A 20,892-nucleotide genomic window follows, 5' to 3' on the forward strand; every position below is an offset into this window, starting at 1 on the left:
TCAAGTTTCTATTTCTTCGCCTTGACGTTCTTGGTCTTCGCGTCAGCTGCGGGAACGCTCTTCTGGTCCACGAACCGGAACGTCGTGGCCAGGAAGCTGCTCTGGAGGACGACCTTCTCGTTCTTGAGCGCAGCCGAATCGAGCTTGATGTTGTTGACGTTGACGATGCGGCGCATGTTCGCCATCTCTTGAAGGAAGAGGGCAATCTCGTGGTAGTTGCCGCTCACCGTCATCTTGATGGGGATGCGCGCGAAGAACTCCCCGCCCCCGACGGACTCCTTGTCCGGCGTCACGCTGGCGATTTCCAGGCCGCTCTTCTTCCCGATGTCGTTGATCTGCGCGAGCAACTCTTCGATGTCACGCTGCTCGGGCAACTCGGTCAGGGCCTCCGAGAGCTTCTGCTCGAGGACGTCCATCTCTCGCCGACGCTCGTTGAGGTTCTGAGCGATCTCACTCTTGTCTGCCAGTTCCATGTCCAGCTTCCGCCGCTGGGCGATGGTGGCCTCGATGGCCTGCTCCGTCGGCTGGATGACCATGAAGAAGTTGGCGGCGGTGAGCATGACCACGGCGGCAGCCAACCCACCGAACTTGATGGCCGGTGGCGCCTTGACGAATTGATCCAGGTACTTGTCCATGGCGAGCGGCCTTCTTCAGATGGCGTAGTTGGACTTCAGAGTGATCTTGAAATCGACCAGCACAGGCATACCGGCCTGCGTCGCCTTGGTCTGCGTGGCGTTCTTCAAATCGATGTTCGTGAAGAATGGCGTGACCTGCGCATCCGGGAACTCTTCGATGGTCGCTTCCGCGGTCAGCAATTCCACTCGCGAGGTCTTGGTCTCTCGCCGCCGGTCCACCAGGCGGCCCATGCCCTTGGGCGTCCAAACAACGCTGTTGAGCCCCCGCATGAACTCCGCGACCTCATCGTGGCTCACCGCGGAACCGTCGATGGCCACTGCGTTGTTGCTTTCAGCGAAGGTCCTCACCCACACCTTCTTCGGCGTGGCGGACGCGAGCGCGTCCATCATGCGAACGGGGCCGTTGCGCCCCTTGCGCAGCGAATCCAGCACGGCCAACTTCTTCTCCACCTCGGCCTTGCGGGTGTTGATGTTCTTCACCTCGCCGATGATCTTCTCGAGCTCGGCGATCTTGGCCTTGGCCGCCGCGACGCTCTGCTGATGCGCCACGAGCTCACTCTCCCGGTTGTCGTACCAGAGATAGTTGGCAACCCCAGCGCCAATCAGGACCACCGCGAAGAGGACCAGCACCTGCCGGCCCATCTCGCGCTTCTTCACCGCCCGGACGGGCAGCAGGTTGATGCGAATCATCATGTGCGTCGTCTCCAGTGGGTGGTCCGGTCAGGCCAGCTTGTCGCCCGGGCGCCGGAGCGCCAATCCCACGGCCACCGCGGCCATGGGCGCCACGTCCATGATGAACGCGGGGTCGAACTTCCGGTTGTCCACTTCAATCTTGCGGAAGGGGTTGAGGATCTCCACCGGCACGCCCGTACGAGCTTCGATGGTCTTGAACAGCGCGGGAATCTTCGCCGTGCCGCCCGACAGGTAGACCTTGCTGAAGTTCGAGTCGGCGGCAGTACCCGCGTAGAAGTCGAGCGAGCGCTGGATTTCACCCGCGACCTGTTCCGCCACGCTGGAGAGCACCCGCTCCACGTCCTGGGGCACGACGGCGTCCGCGTCCGCGCCGTTGCCACCAATCTTCAGCGCCTCGGCTTCCTCGTAGGAGACGTTCAGCTGCTTCTGGATCTCCTCGGTGAACTGATTGCCACCGATGGTGACGTCGCGCGTGAACACCGTCGCGCCGTTGGAGATGATGTTGATGTTCACCACCGAGGCGCCCGCGTTGATGAGCACCACCGTCTCGCGGTCCGGCACGTCGTAGTTGACGGAGAACATGTTCTGGACGGCGAAGGCGTCCACGTCCACCACCACCGGAGCCAAGCCCGCCTCGGAGACCACCGTGGTGTAGTCGTTGATCATGTCCTTCTTGGCGGCCACCAGCAGCACGTCCATCTGGCCCGTGGCGTCGTTGCCGCCGCCATCCAGGATCTGCGTATCGATGTTCACGTCCTTCACATCGAACGGGATGTACTGCTCCGCCTCCCACTGGATGCTCTCCTCGAGCTCGTCCTGGGACATGCGGGGCATCTGAATCTTCTTGATGATGACCGAGTGGCCGGACACGCCGATGGCCACGTCCTTGCCCTTCACCTTCAGCTCGGACATCAGGTCCTGTACGGCCTGGACGATGGCCGTGGAGTTCATCAGCGCGCCGTCGACGATGGCCTCTGGCGGCAGTGGCTTCATCCCGAAGCTCTGCAGCGCGTAGATGACCTCGCCACGCTTGCGCTGCTCCTTGAGGAGAATCATCTTGATGGACGTCGATCCGATATCCAGGCCGAGTACCAGTTTGCCCTTCGCCATGCGTGACTCCGTCGAGAGGCAGCCAGCGTAGCACTGGCCGTCAACCCCTCCTAAAAAGTGCCTGGAACCCGCCTGCCCTCCGGACGAACGGGAGCCTCGCACCACCTACAGCGCCGGGCCCCTCAACACCGTCGCGGAGGCCCGATTTTCCGGCCTCCGGCGCGTTCCGTCAAATGTCGGCAGGTGGGCCCAGGTTCCAGACCGACCCCGCAGCTCACCCACGCTCCGCCTCCGCGTCCGGATCGATGCCGTACTCCTTGATTTTGTAGAGGAGCGCTCGGTGACTGATGTCCAGCAACTCAGCGGCCCGGGTACGGTTGCCCTTCGTCTTCCGGAGGGCGGCCCGGATGTAGGTCTCCTCCAGCTCCCGGATGGCGCGTTTGAGCGACAGGTCGCCACCATCCTGTAGCACCTGCTCCCCTTGAGGCATCGCCCCCTGAGCCCCAGGTGGGGGCGTGGCCCACAGCCTTTCGGGCAGGTTCGCCGGGAGGATGAGCGGCTCGTCCGCCAGCAATACGGCACGCTCCATGGCGTTTTCCAGTTCGCGAACGTTTCCCGGCCACGCGTACGACTGCAGGAGCGCTTCGGCCTCCGCGGTGAGCCCCGCAACGGGAGGCTCGCGGTTCAACTCGCGGTTGAAACGAGAGATGAAGGCCCGGGCCAGCAGCGGAACATCCTCACGCCGCTCCCTCAGAGGTGGAACGCGAAGGTTCACCACGTTGAGGCGGTAGTACAGGTCCTCGCGGAACTCTCCCTTCGCCACCAGGCGGGACAGGTCGCGCAGTGTTGCAGCCACCACTCTCACGTTCACCTTCTCGACGCGGTTCTCCCCTACCGGGCGGATTTCCCCCTCTTGGAGGACACGCAGCAGCTTCACCTGGGCAGCCAGAGGGAGCTCTCCTACTTCATCCAGGAAGAGGGTGCCCCCATCCGCCTCCGCGAAGAGGCCTCGCTTGGCGGTGCGCGCGTCCGTGAAGGCGCCCTTCGCATGACCGAACAGCTCGCTCTCGATGAGGCCGGAAGGAATGGCGCCACAGTTGACCGCCACGAACGACATGGGCGCGCGGGGACTGCGCACGTGGAGCTCCCTCGCGATGAGCTCCTTGCCCGTGCCGCTCTCGCCACTGATGAGGACGGTGGTGTCCACCGGCGCGAGCCGCGCCACCTGGCGCAACAGTGCGTGCAGCGCGGGGCTCTCTCCCAGAATGTGCCCGTCGGGTGTTGAAGGCAGCTTGGCCTGCTTCAGCCGCCGGTTCTCGCGGACCAGCCGCTCCCGCTCCTCTGCCTTTCGGAGAACGAAGACGATTTCGTCCGGCTTGAAGGGTTTCTGGACGTAGTCGAATGCGCCGGCGGCGACGGCCTGGAGTGCCTGTTCCTGTGAGCCATAGGCGCTCATCACCACCGCGGTGAGCGCCGGGTGTGCCACCAACGCGTCACGCAGGACCGAGAGTCCGTCCTTCCTCGGCATGCGCACGTCACACAGGAGCACGTCGTAGTCACGAGCGGCGAGCTCCTTCAGCGCGTCCTCGCCATCGGCCACCGCGCGCACCTCATAGCCGTGGCCGGTAAGCACCAACGTAAGGATGTGCCGGATGGAAGGCTCATCATCGGCGACGAGAATGGTGCGGAACAGGGGCATGGCCGTCTACGCGTATCATCCCCCACCCGAGAAGGGGCCGATAGCTCCTGACCGGCACAGCCACTCCTTTTCCTCAGAGTACGGGCAAGCACACGGTGAAGCGGGCTCCTCCACCCGGGACGTTCTCGGCTTCGAGCCGGCCCCCCATGACTTGCGCCAGCCGCTGCGACACCGCCAGTCCCAGTCCCGTTCCTTCGCGCCCCTTGGTCGTGAAGAAGGGCTCGAACAGGCGTGGCATCACGTCCTCGGGGATGCCTGTGCCAGAATCCTCCACGTGCAGCCGGACCTCGCCAGCCGCGGTCCGCGTGGAAACCCGTACGACCCCCTGCCCCCCCATGGCCTGGGCGGCGTTGAGCAGCAGGTTGATGACGATCTGCGAGAGCGGTCCGGGATCCGCCCTGGCGAGCAACCCGGGCTCCAACGCCAACTCCACGGTCACCCCCGTCAGCTCCGGTGCGGCGCGGACCAGGCGCACGCAGGTCTCCACCACTGCGGCAGTATCCACCGGGCCCAGCGCGGCCGTGCCAGGGCGCCCCAGGTCCAACAAGCCCCGGATGATGCGGTCGATGCGCTGCACCTCATGGTCGATACGCTCGAGGAAGTCCTTCAGCTCGGGCGTATGCGCCTTGGCCCGGGCCAAGGACACGTAGCCGAGGATTCCTGCCAGGGGGTTGCCCACCTCGTGCGCGACGCCGGCCGCCAAGCGTCCGACTGTCGCCAACCGCTCCGAGGCCACCAACTCCGTCTGAGTACGAGCCAACTGCGCGTTGGACTCACGGAGTGACGCCATCTGTGCGCGCGTGAGCGCCTGCTCCTCACGGAGTGCCTCCGCCATCCGATTCAGCGCGCGCTGGATGCGGGATACCAGCGTACCGCCCTGAGTCGGAACCAGGTGCGGCTCCCACTCCAACCGTCCGAATTGCTCGACCACCGCCTCCGTGCGGCGCAGGGGGCGTCCCACCATCAGGTCCAACACCACGTAGGTGAGGACCGTCAACGCAACCAGGTCCAGCCCCAACACCCAGGGAAGGATGCTTCGAACCCGCGACAGGGCCTCGTCCTCCGCGCTCCCTTCGGGCACCCAGCGACGGAGCGCGTCCAGCAGACGGAGGAGCACTGGCTGCACGGACAACCAGGTGAGCCCCGACGACAGAGAGCCCAACAGGAACGCGACGCTGGCAATCCGCCACTTCATCGCGCCCCCGCTCCCGTCATGGCAGGCCGCCCAGCATCATGGCGATGTCCGCGGGCAGGACACGTGACAGCCAAGGCCCCAGCAGCAGAAGCTCCAGCCCTGCGAGGGCCAGCCATGGCCCGAAGGGAATGCTGGTGCGCTCGGGAACCCATTCTTCCTCTTCTCCCGCCTCGTCCAAAGGGGCGTCGGGGATGGGCTGAACCAGGATGCACAAGGGGACCAGCAGCAATCGCTTCCAGAGCGGGAGACCTGGCTGCATGAACTCCCAGGTCATCGTGAGCGGGGGAAGTTCCCCCTCGGGTTCCTCCTGCGCATTCTCAGCACGAGGCCCCGCACGCCCCGTCAGCAGCAGCATCAGGATGCCCACCACGGCCCCTTGCATGGAGGCGAACAAGAGGACCCCCAGCAGCGCGCGCCACGTCAGGAACGCCCCTAGCATGGCAACGAGATACTTGTCCCCCGCGCCCAGGGCTTCCCGCTGGAACACCTTCCAGCCCACGTACTCCATCAGCCGGAACGAAAGAAAACCCACCGCTGCGCCAATCAGCGCGTCACGGAAGGTCTCCATTCCCAGCGGGAGCGAGAGGACGAGCCCTGCCAGCATGCCCGACACCGTCATGGACAGCGGCAGTATCCAGTGGTCCAGGTCGATGAAGGCGAGCGGCACCAGCAGCGACACGAGCACCAACGCCGGGAGCAGCTCGTACGTCCAGCCAAAGCGGCGCAGGCAAGCGAAGTAGAGAAGCCCTGTCAGCAGCTCCACCAGCGGGTAGCGCACGGAGATGGGCGCGGCACAGCCTCGGCAACGCGCCCGCAGTGCCAGCCAGGACAGCAGCGGGATGTTCTCGTACCAGGCCAGGACGTGCCCGCACCTGGGGCAGCGCGAACGCGGGCGAACGATGCTCTGGTCCAGCGGAACCCGGGCGATGACGACGTTGAGGAAGCTGCCCACGCACAAGCCGAGCACGAACAGGAACACGGCGAACAAGGGCCCCAAGTATCCCGGCAGGGAGGAATGCGTCACAGGGGACGCATCCTACCCGAGCTTCAGCGGAAGTCGCGCCGCTCGAACACGATTGAAGCCAGCACGCAGAAGAACACCCCCCAGCCCAATGCGTAGAGCGTGGCGGTGCCCAACTCGGCGGCCGTCACGTCGATGGCATAGGTGGCGCGAGGCCGGAAGTTGAGCCGCTCCAGGTTGGGCAGCGAGTAGTAGGTCGCTTTGCTGACCCACTGCACGAGCTCGACCTTTGACTTCACGCCGAGGTTGTAGATGTCCGAGCAAAGGTGGCCCGCGAAGTAGAGCCCTGTCGTCACGAGAGCAGACACGAGCTGGCTGGCGAAGGTGGACATCAGGAAGCCCGCGCAGGTGAGAACGAACAGCTCCAGGTAGAGCCCCCACAACGCAGCCAACTGCGGCTGGGTGATGGGCGAGCGATGCAGCACCAGTTCCACCCAGAACAGCAGCGTCATGGCCAGCAGCAACACCCCGAGGGTGAGCATGTTGCCCGCGAGCCGCGCAAGCAGGAACCGGGTCCGGGACATCGGCTTGGAGACCATCAAGAAGATGGTCCGCCGCTCGATTTCCCGGCTGATGAGTCCGGACGACAGGTAGATGGAGAGGAAGACGAGCAGCAGGCTCATCACCCCGAGTCCGAAGTCGGTCACCACCCGGTCGAAGGTGCTGACAGTGACCTCGGTGACAAGCGTCGTGGCGAAGAGCAGCAGGAGGGCGAAGGCCCCCACCAGCACCGTTACCCGGTTGCGGCGTGCCTCGCGGAACCCGTTCCACGCCATGGCGATGAAGGCACTCATCACTGAATCTCCCCGCCGACCATCTGATCACCGGCCTGCTTCATCGCGTCCAGGAAGAGGTCCTCCAGCGAGAAACGCGCGGGCTGCACGCGGCTGACGCGCCCGCCCTTGTTGATGACCGCCTGGAGCAGACTGTGGGACTCCGCGTCCGGAACCCGTAGCAGGACGCGGCTGTCCAACTGCTGCGCCTGTTCGTACGTGAACCCCAGGGACTGGAGCTGCTCCAGCGGCAGCCCGTGCACGACCATCTCCACGGAGGGAGCCTTCGCGGACACCAGTTCCTGCACGCTCCCTTCCTGAACGCGCCGCCCTCCCACCAGCACCACCACGCGGTCACAGAGGGACTCGACGTCGGAAATGATGTGGGTACAGAAGAGGATGGTTGTCCCCTTCTTCCGCTCGGCCAGGATGAGGTCGCGCATCTGCCTGCGGCCCAGGGGATCCAGACCGGAGGTGGGCTCATCCAGCACCAGCAGCCGAGGCCCACTGATGAGCGCCTGGGCCAGCGCCGTACGCTGCACCATGCCCTTGGAGTAACGGCGAATCTGCAGGTCGGAGGCCTTGCCCATTCCCACCTCACCGAGCACGCGCTCCACACGCTGGTCGAGGTCATGCCCGCTCATGCCGAAGATGCGGCCGGCCAGCGTCACGAACTCCCGCCCGGTGAGGTACTCGTAGAGGGAAGGGTTCTCAGGGAGGAAGCCCACCTGCCGCCGCACGTGCGGCCGATCCGGGGGCTCTCCAAAGAGCAGCGCTTGCCCTTCGGAGGCCCGGACCAGGCCCATGAGAATCTTGATGGTGGTGGACTTCCCCGCGCCGTTCGGCCCCAGCAACCCGTAGACCTGCCCGGGCGCGATCTCCAGGTCCAGCCCCTGAAGCGCCTTGACGTGCTTGTTGAGGAAGAAGCCCACCCGGTACGTCTTGGACAACCCACGGATGGATACAGGGAGACTCAAAGCAGGTGTCGCCGTCATGGAGAATCCTCCGTCTCATCGATTTGGATTCCCCCCGCCGCGAGATCTTCCCTCAACTCTTGCTTCTTCGCGTGGTCGTACATCTCCAACCTGTAGAGTCCCGATGTCGAGCGTGCGCGCCCGTGCCTGTCGATGAAGAACTGCCCCTCCAGAGGGTCCTCGGGCATCTGCTTCAGATACCCCGTGATGACCAGGTCAGGAACCTTCTTCGGACGCGCGCCGCGCTCCTTCTCATATGCAGTGATGGCTGCGTCAATCTGGGTCAGAACACGCTCACGCAGGATTTCCTTGATCCGGTGCGCATAAAAGGCACGCGACTCCTCGTCCTCCGCGCTCTCAAGCAGCATCTCCGCCATTTGAAGGCCCGTGTCGAAGTTACCTGCCTGGGCATAGAGACGCGTCGCGAGTTGGGGCAGATGGCGCGGCGTATCCGGAAACTTCGACAGCCGCATGAGCAGGTCGGCGGCGATCTTGTACTCCTTGTCGTACGCCATCTTGTTATAGGCGAGTTGGAACAAGAAGCGACGGTCATCCGGGAACGCGGTCAGCCCCTTGGTGAGCAACCGGGACGACAGGTCCACGTTCACCCACTGCTCCCGCCCCAGATTGAAGGGAGTGCTGATGGCGCCCCACTCATAGACGTACCGGAACCGCAGGTCGAGGTCGGTCGCCAAGTCCGAGTAGAAGAACACGTCGCGATACTCAGCGGCCGTATTGGCGCGCCCCACCTGCTGGATGGCTTGAATCCAATAGAAGTCCGCCAGCAGCGGCCTCTGCGCCGCGCCCAGGACTTCAAGCAACTCCCTGCGAGGAAGGATGGGACCATCCTGGGTCCGCAAGGGCCTGGCCGGTTTCTCCGCCATCCAGGCGATAGAGCCTACTGCCAGAACCAACACCACGAGCCGCGTCAGTAACATGGGGTTCCAGAACTGCGAAAGGCCGCCCTCCTGCACAGGAAGGCGGCCCGAAGAACAGTGGTTCAACCACCGCCCATTCCGCGTCAGGCGAAACTACTCGTCGCAGGCCACGTCATTGTTGTCGTTGTACGGCGTACCAGAGGACACAGTGGAATCCTCGGAGCAGGCCGACAGCTGACCATCACCCTCGAAGCCAGCGATCACCCAGTTGTCCAGGCCCGGCTCATTGTCCGCGTTGCCCGAGGCGCCAGCGAGGAAGTTACAGTTCGGGCACTCCTCCTGCACGCCGAACACGGTGCCATCCCAGCCACCAGCACCAACCGCAGCAAAGTTCGTGACATCAAAGGTCGGCGCCGCCGCCGCCCCGTTGAAGCGGAAGGAGTCGTAGGAGATGCTAGCGATGCCTCCACCCGGAGGGGCAATGTCGGCAGCATTACGAATCTCGTCAGCGGCACCAGCGGCACCAACGCTGATGATGTAGCCGTAGCGGTTGCCGCGCTCAGGCGAGAAGCCGATTTCATTGGCGAAGTTGGAGTAACGGTCCTTCTCGGAGAAGAACGACTTCTGCGCGGTGAAGAGCGCCTTGAGGTTCGTCTTCGCCTCGGACTGCTTCGAGCGGGCCTGGAACTTGATGAAGTTCGGGATGGCGATGGCGGCCAGGATGCCGATGATGGCGACCACGATCATGAGCTCGATGAGCGTGAAGCCACGGTTGCGGGGGTTGAATCGCGAGACGCGCATGGGAGTCCTCAAGGAAGGTTGCGACAGGGGGGCACTGCGCCCGCGGATAGCGTTAGCACACGATGTGCCAGACCACTGGCACACGCTAACACCGCTGAATTTCAAGAGTTGGAGATTCCAGCAACGCGATTCAGGTGCAGGGCTGACAAAATTCGGCAGTGCTTCTGACGAGAACTGTCGATCAGCCTACGCATCGGACGGCGGCCCGGACTCCAAGTCGTCCGTCAAGCCGTGCTTGGCCAGCCGGTAGCGGAAAGAGCGGAAGGAAAGGCCGAGGAGTTCGGCGGCCCGGGTCTTCACTCCACCTGCCTGCTTCATTGCCGCCAGCAAGTAGCGCCGCTCGCTCTCATCCAGATGGCGCTCCAGGTTGAAGCCAGCGCCGAGCCCTGGCTCGGTGCCCTCCGAAGGGCGGGCAACGGGCTCCGAAACCCCTCGCACCGCTGGAGGCAGTGTCGCAGGTCCGAGCAGGTCCGAGTCCGACAGCGTCGCGGCCCTCTCCACCATGTTCTGCAACTGCCGCACGTTGCCGGGAAACGGATACCGCTCCAGCAGCGCCAGTGTTTCAGGCGCAAAACGCAGGCCCGGCCGGCCCAGTTCCTCCGTCATCCGAGAAAGGAAGTACCCCGCCAGCAGGGAGATGTCTCCCGAGCGCTCGCGCAGAGGGGGCAACTCCACCGTAATCACATTGAGACGGTAGAAGAGGTCCTCCCGGAACCTCCCCGCCTTCACCTCCGCCTCGAGCCGCCGATTCGTGGCCGCGATGACCCGCGCCTGGAAGGGAATCTCCGCCGCGCTGCCCACGGGCTTCACCTTTCGCTCCTGGAGCACCCGGAGCAGCTTCACCTGGGTGGCCAGCGGCATTTCCCCGACTTCATCCAACATGACCGTGCCGTCCCCCGCCGCGACCAACAGCCCCGAACGGTCATGGGTGGCGCCGGTGAATGCCCCCTTCACGTGCCCGAAGAGCTCGCTCTCGAGCGTCCCCTCGTTCAGCGCGGCACAGTTGAACGGCAGGAAGGGTCTCGCGGCCCGGCTTCCCCGCATGTGGATGGCACGCGCCACCAACTCCTTGCCGGTACCGCTCTCACCGGTTACCAGCACGGTGCTGCGCCCGGAAGCCACTTTCTCCACCAGCGACCACACCGCCTGCATCCGGATGCTCTGCCCCACCGCGCCATCGAGCCCCGGAAAGAGACGCGCACGAAGCCCGGTGTTCTCCTGTCGCAACGACCGCTTCTCGAGCGCCTTCTGGACGAGGAGCCGCAACTCTTCGTTATCGAAGGGCTTGCAGATGTAGTCGTATGCGCCCTCGCGCATCGCCTCGACCGCAGCCGAGGGCGTTCCGTAGGCGGTGATGAGCACCACCTCTGGCGACGCAGGACGCGCGCGTGCGGCACGGAGCACGTCCAGCCCGCTGCCGGTTCCGAGCTTCAAATCCGAGATGACCAAATCCACGCCATCCAAGGCCAGCAGGTCGCATGCGGCCTTCACTCCGGCCACGCTCGTCACGGCATACCCTTCACGTTGAAGGAGCAGCTCAAGGTACTCGCGCATCGACAGCTCGTCGTCGACCACGAGGACGTGGCCGCGCGAACCTGCCTCCCCTCCCTGTACCGCCGTCACAGCGGCAGCCCCACCACGAATTCGGTCCCCTCTTCAGGGGTGGAGCGCACACGGATGGAACCGCCATGTGCCCGAATGATGGAGTGCGCCGTGGACAACCCCAGTCCCGTGCCACCATCCCGCGTCGTGAAGAACGGCTCGAACAAGTGTCCCATCATCTCCTCCGTGATGCTCCCCCCCGAGTCCCAGATGCAGATTGTCGCCTCCTTCGCGTCTCGCGTCAGTGCCACTTTCACGTGGCCTCGCGGGCCAGCCGCTTGGAAGCCGTTGCGCACCAGGTTGATGAGCACCTGACGGAGTTGATCCGGGTCCACGGAGACCGCCATGGGCTCCGGTGTGGCAACTTCGACCCGCACGTCCCGCGCCAATGGGTCCACGCGGAGCATGTCCACCGTCTCCTTCAACAAGGACGCCAGCGCCACCTTCTGGAGCACCGGCGTTGGCGGACGCGCGAAGCGAAGGAAGTCATCCACCAGGCGAGCCAGTCGGTCCGCCTCACGAATCACGATGCTGGTGAGCTTTTGGCCCATTGCATCCTGCGCGTCCTGCGCCAACAGCTGCGCTGAGCCACGCATGGACGCAAGCGGGTTGCGCAGTTCGTGCGCGAGCTGCGCAGAGAGTGCGCCCAGGCTCGCCAACCGGTCCGCGCGCTTGAGGTCATCCTCCATCCGCCGAAGCTGAGTGAGGTCCTGGAACACCATGAGCAAGGCACCAGGCTCTCCATCCAGTGGCGTGACGGACAGGCCCAGAATGCGCCGCTTCAGCCCCTTGCCCACCACCAGCTCACTCCGAGGTGAGCGGGGAGCCAACCCGAGAACACCCGGCAGGAGCGCCTCCAAGTCCGTCCCCACAACCTGGGTGGCATCCACCTGGAGAATCAGACAGCCTGCGGGATTCACGTAGGTGATGCGTCGCCGCGCATCGCACGTCACGAGCCCTGACAGCATGGACGACAGAATCTGCTGCTGCAGTCGCCCCAGCTTCTGGAGGTCCGCCTCGCGAGCGGAAAGGGCGCCACCAGCCACCGAGAGCTGGCGAGACAAATAGCCCGCCAACACGGCGATGAGCACCAGTGCCAGTGCGTTGCTCCCCAGGACGAACATCACCCGGGTCGGAGGCATCAGCCCTCCAGGCACACTCCCAAGGAACCGGGCCCCCATGACCAACGTGGCGAAGCACAACACGGACGCCGCGGCAGCCCACAGCGCACCGCGCCGGTCCAAGACGACGGCCGCGCCAATGACCGACAGGCTGTAGAGGAACGTCAGGGGCGAGTCCGCGCCGCCGCTGAGGTAGACCAGCCCAGTGGCGATGACAACATCGCCAACAACCTGCACCCAGGCATCGAGCAGCCCACCACGCCCGCGCCGCAGCCTCAGCCCCACCACCAGCGTGGAGACGTACGCGCTGACGATGACTCCGAGCGACAGTGTGTCAGCCCCGCTCAGCTCCTGACTGGGCTGCAGGAGGAGCCGCGCAAGGGTGATGACGAGCGACAAGCTCGCGGCCACCGTGCGGAACAGCACTAGCCATACGAGCCGCGACCTGAACGCGTCCCCCGCCAGGGGGCGCCCTCCTACGACCACTGCGTTACTGGATGGCGCCGGCAAGCGAGAAGATGGGGAGGTACATGCCGATGAGGAAGCCACCGACCACGCCGCCGAGGAACACCATCAGCACGGGCTCAATCATCGCAGTGAGGCTGTTGATGGCCGCGTCCACTTCGTCGTCGTAGAAGTCGGCGATCTTGTTGAGCATGGTGTCCATGGCGCCCGTCGCCTCACCCACGCCGATCATCTGGACCACCATCGACGGGAACACCTTCGTCTCGGCCAGAGGCCCCGCGATGTTCTTGCCCTCGGCGATCTTCCCGCGGACGTAGATGATGGCGTCTTCCACCGTGCGGTTACCGGCCGTCTTCGCGGTGACGTCCAGCGCATCCAGGATGGGCACGCCCGAGGAGATCATCGTGCCCAGCGTGCGGGTGAACCGGGCCACGGCCACCTTGCGGAGCACGGGGCCGAAGACGGGCATGAACAGGAACACCTTGTCCCAGAACTTCCGGCCACGCGGCTGGCGGTAGCTCCACGTGAAGGACATCACCACCGCGGCAATCGAGAACACGGCATGGAGGAAGTACTCCTGTGCCATGTGTGAGAAGTTCACGATCATCTGCGTCGGCCCTGGCAGCTCCGAGCCGAAGTCCGCGAACATCTTCTCGAAGACGGGCGTCACCTTCAGCAGCAGCACCGCCGTCACGCCAATGGCCACCAGGATGACGATGGCCGGGTAGGTCATCGCGCTCTTGACCTTGGACTTGAGCTTCTCGTTCTTCTCCCGGTACGCCGCGAGCCGGTTGAGGATGGCGTCGAGGATACCGCCCACCTCGCCTGCGGCGCAGAGCTGGACGTAGAGTTCGTCGAAGACCTTGGGGTGCTCCTTCAGCGCATCGGCGAAGGTGCTGCCCTGCTCCACCTTGCCCTTGATGGCGAACAGCACCTTCTTGAAGGAAGGGTTGTCCATCTGGCTGGCCAGGATGTCGAGGCACTGCACCAGCGGGAGGCCGGCGTCGATCATCGTGGCGAACTGACGGGTGAAGACGAGGATGTCCTTGCCTTCGACACCGCCCAAGCCGGGGATGACGATATCCCCGTCCAGCAGGCCCTTCCTGCGCACCTTGACGGGGTTCAGCCCGAGGGACTTGAGGCGCGCGTTGACGGCCTCGACGTCCATCGCCTCCATCTCACCCTTTTTCGACTCCCCGCTCTTGGTCTTCGCCTCCCAGAGGAACTGGGCGGTGGCCTTCTTGGGAGTTGATGCCGACTTCACTGCTGGGGCTGCCATGAGCTGGACCTCCGCGGGTGCCGCGCCACTCTAACCGCTGATCTCCGAATCCCGGAACTAACGACCACCCGCTCCCCCGCCTGGCCGCTGCATTCCGGGCAGGGCCCCGCCGCCGCCCGTGGCCAGGATGTTGCGCAACTCCTCCGCGTCGCTAGAACGTCCGAAGGCCTCGTCCTGGGTGATGAGCCGCCGCATCAGCAGCGCCGCCAGGGCCTGGTTGAAGGTCTGCATGCCGAACTTCGCCTGGCCGACCTGCATGGACGAGTAGATCTGGTGGACCTTGTCCTCGCGGATGAGGTTCCGGATTGCGGGGTTGGGCACCATCACCTCCAGCGCCAGGATGCGGCCGGGGCCGCCCGCCTTCGCCACCAGCGCCTGACTCATCACGCCCTCCAGCACGAAGGACATCTGCGCGCGGACCTGCGGCTGCTGGTACGGGGGGAACACGTCCAGCACGCGGTTGATGGTCTGCACCGCGCTATTGGTGTGTAGCGTCGCGTAGCAGATGTGGCCTGTCTCCGCGATGGTGAGCGCGGCTTCAATCGTCTCCAGGTCTCGGAGCTCACCGACCAGCACCACGTCCGGGTCCTGGCGGAGGATGTACTTGAGGGCCGTCTTGAAGTTCCGCGTGTCCGCCCCCACCTCGCGCTGATTCACGAGGCAGTTCTTGTGCGGGTGCAGGTACTCGATGGGGTCCTCGATGGTCATGATGTGCTCATGACGCTCGGTGTTGATCTTGTCGATCATCGAGGCCAGCGTGGTGGACTTGCCCGAGCCCGTGGGGCCCGTCACCAGGATGAGCCCACGGGGCTTCTTCACCAGCTCCGCCACCACCGGCGGCAGGCCCAGCTCCTGGAACGTCAAAATCTTGAAGGGAATGGTCCGGAACGCCGCGGCGACCGCGCCACGCTGCATGAAGATGTTGGCGCGGAAGCGCGACAGGCCCTTCACGCCGAAGGACAGGTCCAGCTCGTTGTCCTCCTCGAACTTGTGCTTCTGGGCGTCCGTGAGGATGGAGTAGCAGAGCTGCTTCGTCTCCACCGGGGTCAGCGGCGCCGTCTTCAAGGGAACGAGCTCGCCGTCGACGCGAAGCTGCGGCGGAGAGCCGGTGGTGACGTGGAGGTCGGAAGCGCCCTTCTCGACCATCGCCTTGAGGAGTTGGTGCAGGTTGGCCACGGGGGGATGTCCTTCGGGGGGAGTGCGGTGGGAGGAAGGTTGACTAGAAGCGGTCCGGGGCGGTGTTTCCCACCACCTCTTCCAACGTGGTGGCGCCGTCCATCATCTTGCGAAGACCGCTCATGCGCAGGCTGCTCATGCCCAGGCGGATGGCCTCCTGCTTCAGCTCCGCGGCGGAGGCGCCGTTGATGACCAGCTCCTTGAGGCCGTCCCAGAAGGGCATGACCTCGTAGATGGCCACGCGGCCGCGGTAGCCACGGTCGTTGCAGTCGCGGCAGCCGACCTTCTCGTACATCGTGAAGGTGCCAATCTTGTCCGGCGGAACACCGGCGTCGATGAGCGCCTGCTCGTCCACGTTCTCCGCCGGCTTCTTGCAGGCCGGGCACAGACGGCGTGCCAGACGCTGGGCGAGGATGAGGTTCAGCGACGCCGTCACGAGGAACGGCTCGATGCCCATGTTGAGCAGACGGCTCACCGTGCCCGGGGCGTCGTTGGTGTGCAGCGTGGAGAGCACGAGGTGGCCCGTGAGCGCCGCCTTCACGCCGATTTCCGCCGTCTCGAAGTCGCGGATCTCACCAATCATGATGATGTCCGGGTCCTGGCGGAGGAAGGAGCGCAGCGCCGCGGCGAAGTTCAGGCCGATGTCGTCATGCATCTGCACCTGATTGATGCCGGCGAAGTTGAACTCGACCGGGTCCTCCGCGGTGCAGATGTTGGTGTCCAGGCCGTTGAGGCTGGAGAGCGCCGAGTACAGCGTCGTCGTCTTGCCCGAGCCCGTGGGGCCCGTCACCAGCACCATGCCGTAGGGCCGGTCGATGGCCTCCTTGAACCAGGCCAGCGGCTGCGCGTCGAAGCCCAGCTTCGTCATGTCGAGCTGGAGGTTGCTCTTGTCGAGCAGACGCATCACGACCTTCTCGCCGAAGAGCGTGGGACACACGCTCACGCGGAAGTCCATCTCCTTGCCGCCGCCCATCTTGATCTTGATGCGGCCGTCCTGCGGCAGGCGCCGCTCGGAGATGTCCAGCGAGGCCATGATCTTCAAACGCGAGGTGATCGCGTTGCGCAGCTTCATCGGCGGGCGCATCACCTCGTACATCACGCCGTCGATGCGGAAGCGGACGCGGAAGTCCTTCTCGTAGGGCTCGACGTGGATATCGGACGCGCGCTTCTTGATGGCGTCCATGAGGATGAGGTTCACCAGCTTGACCACGGGCGCGTCGTCCGCGGCCTTGGCCATCTCATCGATGTTCTCCGTCTCTTCCTTGGTGACCTCGATGTCGTCACCGACGTCGCCGACGATGTCCTCCAGCGACGGGCCCTTCTCCGCGTAGTAGCGCTCGATGGCCTCGCGGATGGAGACCTCGGAGGCGACCACCGTCTCGATGTTGTAGCCGGTGAGGAACTTCAGGTCGTCCACCGCGAAGATGTTGGACGGGTCGCACATGGCCACGATGAGCGACGGGCCCGCGCGGTTGACGGGCACCACCAGGTGCTTCTCCGCCACTTCCTTCGGCACCAGCTTGATGATGTCCGGCTCGACGTCGAAGTCCTTCAGGTTGATGGCCGGCACGCCGTATTGCTTGGAGAGGAAGTCGGTCAGCTTCGACTCCTCGATGGCGCCCGTCTTGACGAGCGCGGTGCCGATGCGCGTGCCGTTCTTCTGCTGCTCTTCCTGGGCCTTGCGCAGCTGCTGCACGGAGATGAGGTTCTCGCGAACCAGCAGTTCACCGAGTCGACCGGACATTCGTTGATGCCTCTTCCTTGAAGAAGAAAGAAGCGGGCGGGGGCCCGCCTCCGAGCTCAAAGACGCTGGAGCGGTGCCCGGGTGATCCTCACCCCATGGCACGGTTCCTGATTGCGAATTAGAGGGGAGCCGCGCGCGCGCGTCAAGGCGCCCTCGCCTGCTCCCCTGCTGTCACAAACCGTTGAACGGACACGGGAAAATTGCTCAGCTCTCCTCACGCGCAATCACTGCGCGCGCGGCCTCCACGTCACGCTTGATCTGCCCCGTCAGCTCCACCACCGAACCGAAACGCTGCTCGGGGCGAAGGCGGTCGAGGAACTGCACGCGCAGCTCCTTGCCGTACAGGTCACCGGTGAAGTCGAGCAGGTGCGCTTCGATCGTCACCTCCGTGCCGCCAAAGGTAGGCTTCACACCGATGTTCGCCGCGCCGCCATGCCAGGTGCCCTTTGACTCGCCCGGCAGATGGACGCGGATGGCATAGACACCCGGTGCGGGGCGCAGCTCGTTCTGCGTGTCCACGTTCGCGGTGGGAAAGCCGATGCCCCGCCCCCGCCCCGCGCCCGTCACCACCGTGCCGTCCAGGTCGAAGGGACGGCCCAGCAGCCGCCGCGCCGCGGACACGCGCCCCTCCAGGATGTACTCGCGAACGCGCGATGACGACGCCACCACGCCATCCACCGTGACGGGCGGAACCACGTGCACCGTGGCGCCACGCCGGGCCGCGGCCTCGCGCAGCGTCTCCGCGGTGCCGCGCCGGGCCGAGCCGTAGGTGAAGTCGCTGCCCACCACGACGTGCGCGACGCCGAGCGCGTCGAAGAGCGCTGCCTCGAAGTCCGCGGGCGGCGTGCGCGCGTATTCGCGCGAGAAGGGCTGCACCACCGCGGCGTCCAGCCCGAGCTCCTCGAACAGCTCCAGCTTGCGCGGCAGCAGGGTGATGAGCTTCGGCGCCAGGTCCGGCTGGAGCACCTTGCCTGGATGGGGATGGAAGGTGAAGGCGGCGGCCCGCCCGTGGCGGCGCGCCTCCGCGAAGAGGGCCTGATGGCCCACGTGCACACCGTCGAAGTTGCCCAGCGCGAGTGCCTGTCCGGCCAGCGCCCGGCCCGCGTCCGCCACCGCAGGGAAGACCTTCATGGGCTCCCGTATACTCCAGGCCTCGCGTTTTTCCCTGGCCAAACCCGTCGTCGCCGTGGTTGGTGGCGCCCGCCCATGTCCCGTCCTCGCCTGCTCCCCGAGCCCGTCGGCCTCAAGTTCGTCACCCTGGAGACCCCGCCGGACTGGGACGCCGAATTCGGCTTCAGCGGACCGCTCGAGCTGGAAATCGGCTCCGGCGCGGGCGGCCACGCCCTGGAGTACTGCCGCCGCCACCCCGAGGTACGCTTCGTCGCCTTCGAGTGGCGCAAGAAGTACGCGCGCGACACCCAGGACCGCGCGGACAAGGCGGGCCTGCGCAACCTGCGCGTCATCGAATCCGACGCGCGCTTCATCGTGCCCCGCATCTTCGCGCCCGATTCGCTCGCCGCCATCCACCTCCAGTTCCCCGACCCCTGGTGGAAGCGCTCCCACGCCAAGCGCGCCGTGATTCAGCCCGCGTTCGCTGAACTGCTGTACGGCAAGCTCGCACCGGGTGGACTCTTCGACATGCGCACCGACGTCCAGGACCGCGGCGTGACGATGCTCGCCATCCTGGAATCCGCCGGTTTCATGAACCCCCTGGGTTCGGGTGTTTTCCATCCCTATGACCCGGAGGAAGTGCCCTCCACGCGTGAGCGCCGCTACCTGGCCAGCGGGGAGCCCGTGTACCGGGCGCGGCTACTGAAGCCTGCCTGACGTCGCGCCGCGGGCGCGCGCCGAGCCCCTTGCATCCCAGGTGCGGGCAGTGAAAATGGCGGGCAACCCCGCACCGCGCGCGGGACGATTGCACCGGGGGCGAGACATTCATGGCGGATGGCGAACGGAAGAGGACGCTGGAGGTCGCCCGCCGTGCCCCCCTCGCAGGGGAACTCAGTGGCCGCACGGTGCTCCTCGTGGACGATGACCCGGTGCATCTCCGGCACGTTCGCGACGGACTGGCCCCTCACGGTTACCTCTTCACCGAGGCCCATGACGGCACCCAGGCGCTGTCCGCCATCCGGGAGTCCCGCCCCGACCTCATCCTCATGGACGTGGAGATGCCCGGACTGGGCGGCGTGGAGGTGTGCCGCATCATCAAGGCGAACGCGGGCGAGGACGGCTTCGGCTTCATCCCCGTGATTCTCATGACGGCCCGGCAGGCCGCGGGAAAGGTGGAGGGACTGGAGCTGGGGGCGGATGACTACCTGGTGAAACCCTTCGACATGCTCGAGCTGTCGGCCCGCGTGAAGTCCATGCTGCGGCTGAAGGCGTTGCAGGACGCGCTGGTGGAGAAGAACCGCGAGTTGGACCGCGCCAACAAGGAGCTGGCGGCGCGGCGCGAAGAGCTGCTGGCGCTCACCCGCACGGATGCACTCACCGGCCTGTCGAACCGGCGCGCCTTGGAAGAGCGGCTGAACGACGAGTTCGCCCGCTCGCGGCGCTATGGAGCGCCCCTGTCCCTGGTGATGCTGGACATCGACCACTTCAAGCGCATCAACGACAGCTTCGGGCACCCCTTTGGAGACCGCGTGCTGAAGGCCGTGGCCCAGACGGCGCGGGCGCGGCTGCGGGAAGTGGACCTGCTGGCGCGCTACGGCGGCGAGGAGTTCATCGCCCTGCTCCCGGAGACAGGCCCCGCGGACGCGCTCCGGGTCTGCGAGCGGGTGCGCGACGCCATCGCCGCCCTCGAACTGGAGCATGTGGGCGGGAGTGGCAAGCCGCAGTGCGTGCGGCTGACCGCGTCATTGGGCGTGGCCACGGTGCCGTCGGGCGACCTCCCGAGCGCGGAGGCGCTGCTGCGGGCTGCCGACGCCAGCCTCTATGCGGCCAAGGGAGCAGGCCGAAATCGCGTCCATCAGCACGCCGCGTGACATGTCCGAACCTCGGGCTTTCCCCCGGCGGCGCTTTGACCTAAACCCCTGTCCCCATGCGTCTCTCCGCGACGATGCCCTGGCTGGTAGCGCTGGTCCTGCTGCTGGGCCTGGGTGGCTGCAACCGGCCGCGCTTCGGCACCCCGCAGGACGCCTACACGTCCTTCCACCGGCTGGTGAAGCGCGGGGAGCTGCAGCAGGCGTGGGGCGCGCTGTCCAAGCCCACCCAGGACGCGCTGGCGCAGCGTGCGCAGGTGGTGGGAGAGGCCTCCGGGGGTGAAGAAAAACCGGAGCCCATGGCCCTCTTCTTCGCGAATGTCCCTCCGCCTCCGGATGTTACGGAGGTCTCGCTGGTTCGGGAGGAGGGAGACGTCGCGACAGTGCTCGTGCGCGCGGGAGAAAGCTCCCACGAGGTCCGGATGGTCCGTGAGCCATCCGGATGGAAGGTCGACCTTTCAGCATCCCTCCAGCCGTAAAGCCGGGCATGCCCGGAAAACTCGCATCAGGTAACGTACGACTGTGAACGACAGGAAGACACGGCGGGTGATTCCCGCGGTCGAAGTCATCCGGCGCCCGGCAACGACGCCCGGCACTGCCGCTCCGACCCCGACTCCGGCGCCCACGCCGCGCCCCACGCCTACCCCGCGCCCCACGGGCGTGGCGCCCACGCCCCGGCCAGCTCCTGGCTCGGCGCCCCTGCCGACGCCTCGTCCCGCGCCCACGGGGACCGCTCCGGTGCCCCGTCCCGCCCCGGTGGCAGCGCCAGTGACAGCGGTCCCCGTGGGCGCGGGACGAGGCGTCGGCA

General features: G+C 65.7%; 19 protein-coding genes. 3 read left to right on the plus strand and 16 right to left on the minus strand.

Annotation, left to right across the window (positions count from 1 at the left end; genetic code table 11):
- Positions 1-8: 8 nt before the first annotated feature.
- From HNV26_RS12505 to HNV26_RS12580, 16 genes are all read right to left on the minus strand, one after another.
- Positions 9-635, minus strand: coding sequence for a type IV pilus inner membrane component PilO (locus HNV26_RS12505; RefSeq protein WP_141254837.1), 627 nt, complete (start codon positions 633-635; stop codon positions 9-11).
- A 15-nt stretch (positions 636-650) separates the two neighbouring features.
- On the minus strand, positions 651-1,328 hold the full coding sequence (locus HNV26_RS12510; RefSeq protein ID WP_141254836.1) for a PilN domain-containing protein: 678 nt from the start codon (positions 1,326-1,328) through the stop codon (positions 651-653).
- Between the two features lie 27 nt (positions 1,329-1,355).
- Positions 1,356-2,438, minus strand: a complete 1,083-nt coding sequence (gene pilM, locus HNV26_RS12515; RefSeq protein WP_090490332.1) for a type IV pilus assembly protein PilM — start codon at positions 2,436-2,438, stop codon at positions 1,356-1,358.
- Between the two features lie 214 nt (positions 2,439-2,652).
- Entirely contained in the window at positions 2,653-4,077 is a 1,425-nt protein-coding gene (locus HNV26_RS12520; protein ID WP_171441003.1) for a sigma-54-dependent transcriptional regulator, read from the minus strand.
- 73 nt (positions 4,078-4,150) lie between these two features.
- The gene (locus HNV26_RS12525) at positions 4,151-5,272 is read right to left on the minus strand and encodes a sensor histidine kinase (RefSeq protein WP_171441004.1); all 1,122 of its coding nucleotides are present in this window, start codon (positions 5,270-5,272) and stop codon (positions 4,151-4,153) included.
- 16 nt (positions 5,273-5,288) lie between these two features.
- Positions 5,289-6,296, minus strand: coding sequence for a prepilin peptidase (locus tag HNV26_RS12530; protein WP_171441005.1), 1,008 nt, complete (start codon positions 6,294-6,296; stop codon positions 5,289-5,291).
- Positions 6,297-6,319: 23 nt separating this feature from the next.
- The gene (locus HNV26_RS12535; protein ID WP_171441006.1) at positions 6,320-7,087 is read right to left on the minus strand and encodes an ABC transporter permease; all 768 of its coding nucleotides are present in this window, start codon (positions 7,085-7,087) and stop codon (positions 6,320-6,322) included.
- Positions 7,087-8,061: an ABC transporter ATP-binding protein gene (locus tag HNV26_RS12540; RefSeq protein ID WP_171441007.1), complete on the minus strand. Its 975-nt coding sequence runs from the start codon at positions 8,059-8,061 to the stop codon at positions 7,087-7,089. The genes HNV26_RS12535 and HNV26_RS12540 overlap by 1 nt, the downstream gene beginning before the upstream one ends.
- A complete protein-coding gene (locus tag HNV26_RS12545) occupies positions 8,058-8,978 on the minus strand; it encodes an ABC transporter (protein ID WP_253816508.1) in 921 nt (306 codons plus the stop codon). The genes HNV26_RS12540 and HNV26_RS12545 overlap by 4 nt, the downstream gene beginning before the upstream one ends.
- A 93-nt stretch (positions 8,979-9,071) precedes the next feature.
- On the minus strand, positions 9,072-9,719 hold the full coding sequence (gene pilA / locus HNV26_RS12550) for a type IV pilin protein PilA (RefSeq protein ID WP_171441008.1): 648 nt from the start codon (positions 9,717-9,719) through the stop codon (positions 9,072-9,074).
- 186 nt (positions 9,720-9,905) lie between these two features.
- Positions 9,906-11,342, minus strand: coding sequence for a sigma-54-dependent transcriptional regulator (locus HNV26_RS12555; protein ID WP_171441009.1), 1,437 nt, complete (start codon positions 11,340-11,342; stop codon positions 9,906-9,908).
- Positions 11,339-12,868: a two-component system sensor histidine kinase NtrB gene (locus HNV26_RS12560; protein WP_366816857.1), complete on the minus strand. Its 1,530-nt coding sequence runs from the start codon at positions 12,866-12,868 to the stop codon at positions 11,339-11,341. The genes HNV26_RS12555 and HNV26_RS12560 overlap by 4 nt, the downstream gene beginning before the upstream one ends.
- A gap of 64 nt (positions 12,869-12,932) precedes the next feature.
- Positions 12,933-14,186 (minus strand): type IV pilus assembly protein PilC, encoded by a 1,254-nt coding sequence (pilC, locus tag HNV26_RS12565; RefSeq protein WP_171441010.1) that lies wholly within the window; start codon positions 14,184-14,186, stop codon positions 12,933-12,935.
- A gap of 57 nt (positions 14,187-14,243) precedes the next feature.
- Complete coding sequence (locus HNV26_RS12570; protein ID WP_141593744.1) at positions 14,244-15,362, minus strand: type IV pilus twitching motility protein PilT; 1,119 nt, start codon at positions 15,360-15,362, stop codon at positions 14,244-14,246.
- A 43-nt stretch (positions 15,363-15,405) separates the two neighbouring features.
- On the minus strand, positions 15,406-17,106 hold the full coding sequence (gene pilB, locus HNV26_RS12575) for a type IV-A pilus assembly ATPase PilB (protein WP_011555739.1): 1,701 nt from the start codon (positions 17,104-17,106) through the stop codon (positions 15,406-15,408).
- Positions 17,107-17,310: 204 nt separating this feature from the next.
- A complete protein-coding gene (locus HNV26_RS12580) occupies positions 17,311-18,237 on the minus strand; it encodes a bifunctional riboflavin kinase/FAD synthetase (RefSeq protein WP_171441011.1) in 927 nt (308 codons plus the stop codon).
- 75 nt (positions 18,238-18,312) lie between these two features.
- On the opposite strand from HNV26_RS12580, the gene trmB reads away from it, so the two are divergent.
- The 3 genes from trmB (at position 18,313) to HNV26_RS12595 (ending at position 20,563) form a co-directional block, all read left to right on the plus strand.
- On the plus strand, positions 18,313-18,933 hold the full coding sequence (trmB, locus tag HNV26_RS12585; protein ID WP_171441012.1) for a tRNA (guanine(46)-N(7))-methyltransferase TrmB: 621 nt from the start codon (positions 18,313-18,315) through the stop codon (positions 18,931-18,933).
- Between the two features lie 110 nt (positions 18,934-19,043).
- A complete protein-coding gene (locus HNV26_RS12590) occupies positions 19,044-20,087 on the plus strand; it encodes a diguanylate cyclase (protein WP_171441013.1) in 1,044 nt (347 codons plus the stop codon).
- A 56-nt stretch (positions 20,088-20,143) separates the two neighbouring features.
- Positions 20,144-20,563: a nuclear transport factor 2 family protein gene (locus HNV26_RS12595; RefSeq protein ID WP_140794798.1), complete on the plus strand. Its 420-nt coding sequence runs from the start codon at positions 20,144-20,146 to the stop codon at positions 20,561-20,563.
- Positions 20,564-20,892 lie beyond the last annotated feature (329 nt).

The organism is Myxococcus xanthus, from assembly GCF_013116825.1.
GTDB classification, from domain to species: Bacteria; Myxococcota; Myxococcia; order Myxococcales; family Myxococcaceae; genus Myxococcus; species Myxococcus xanthus_B.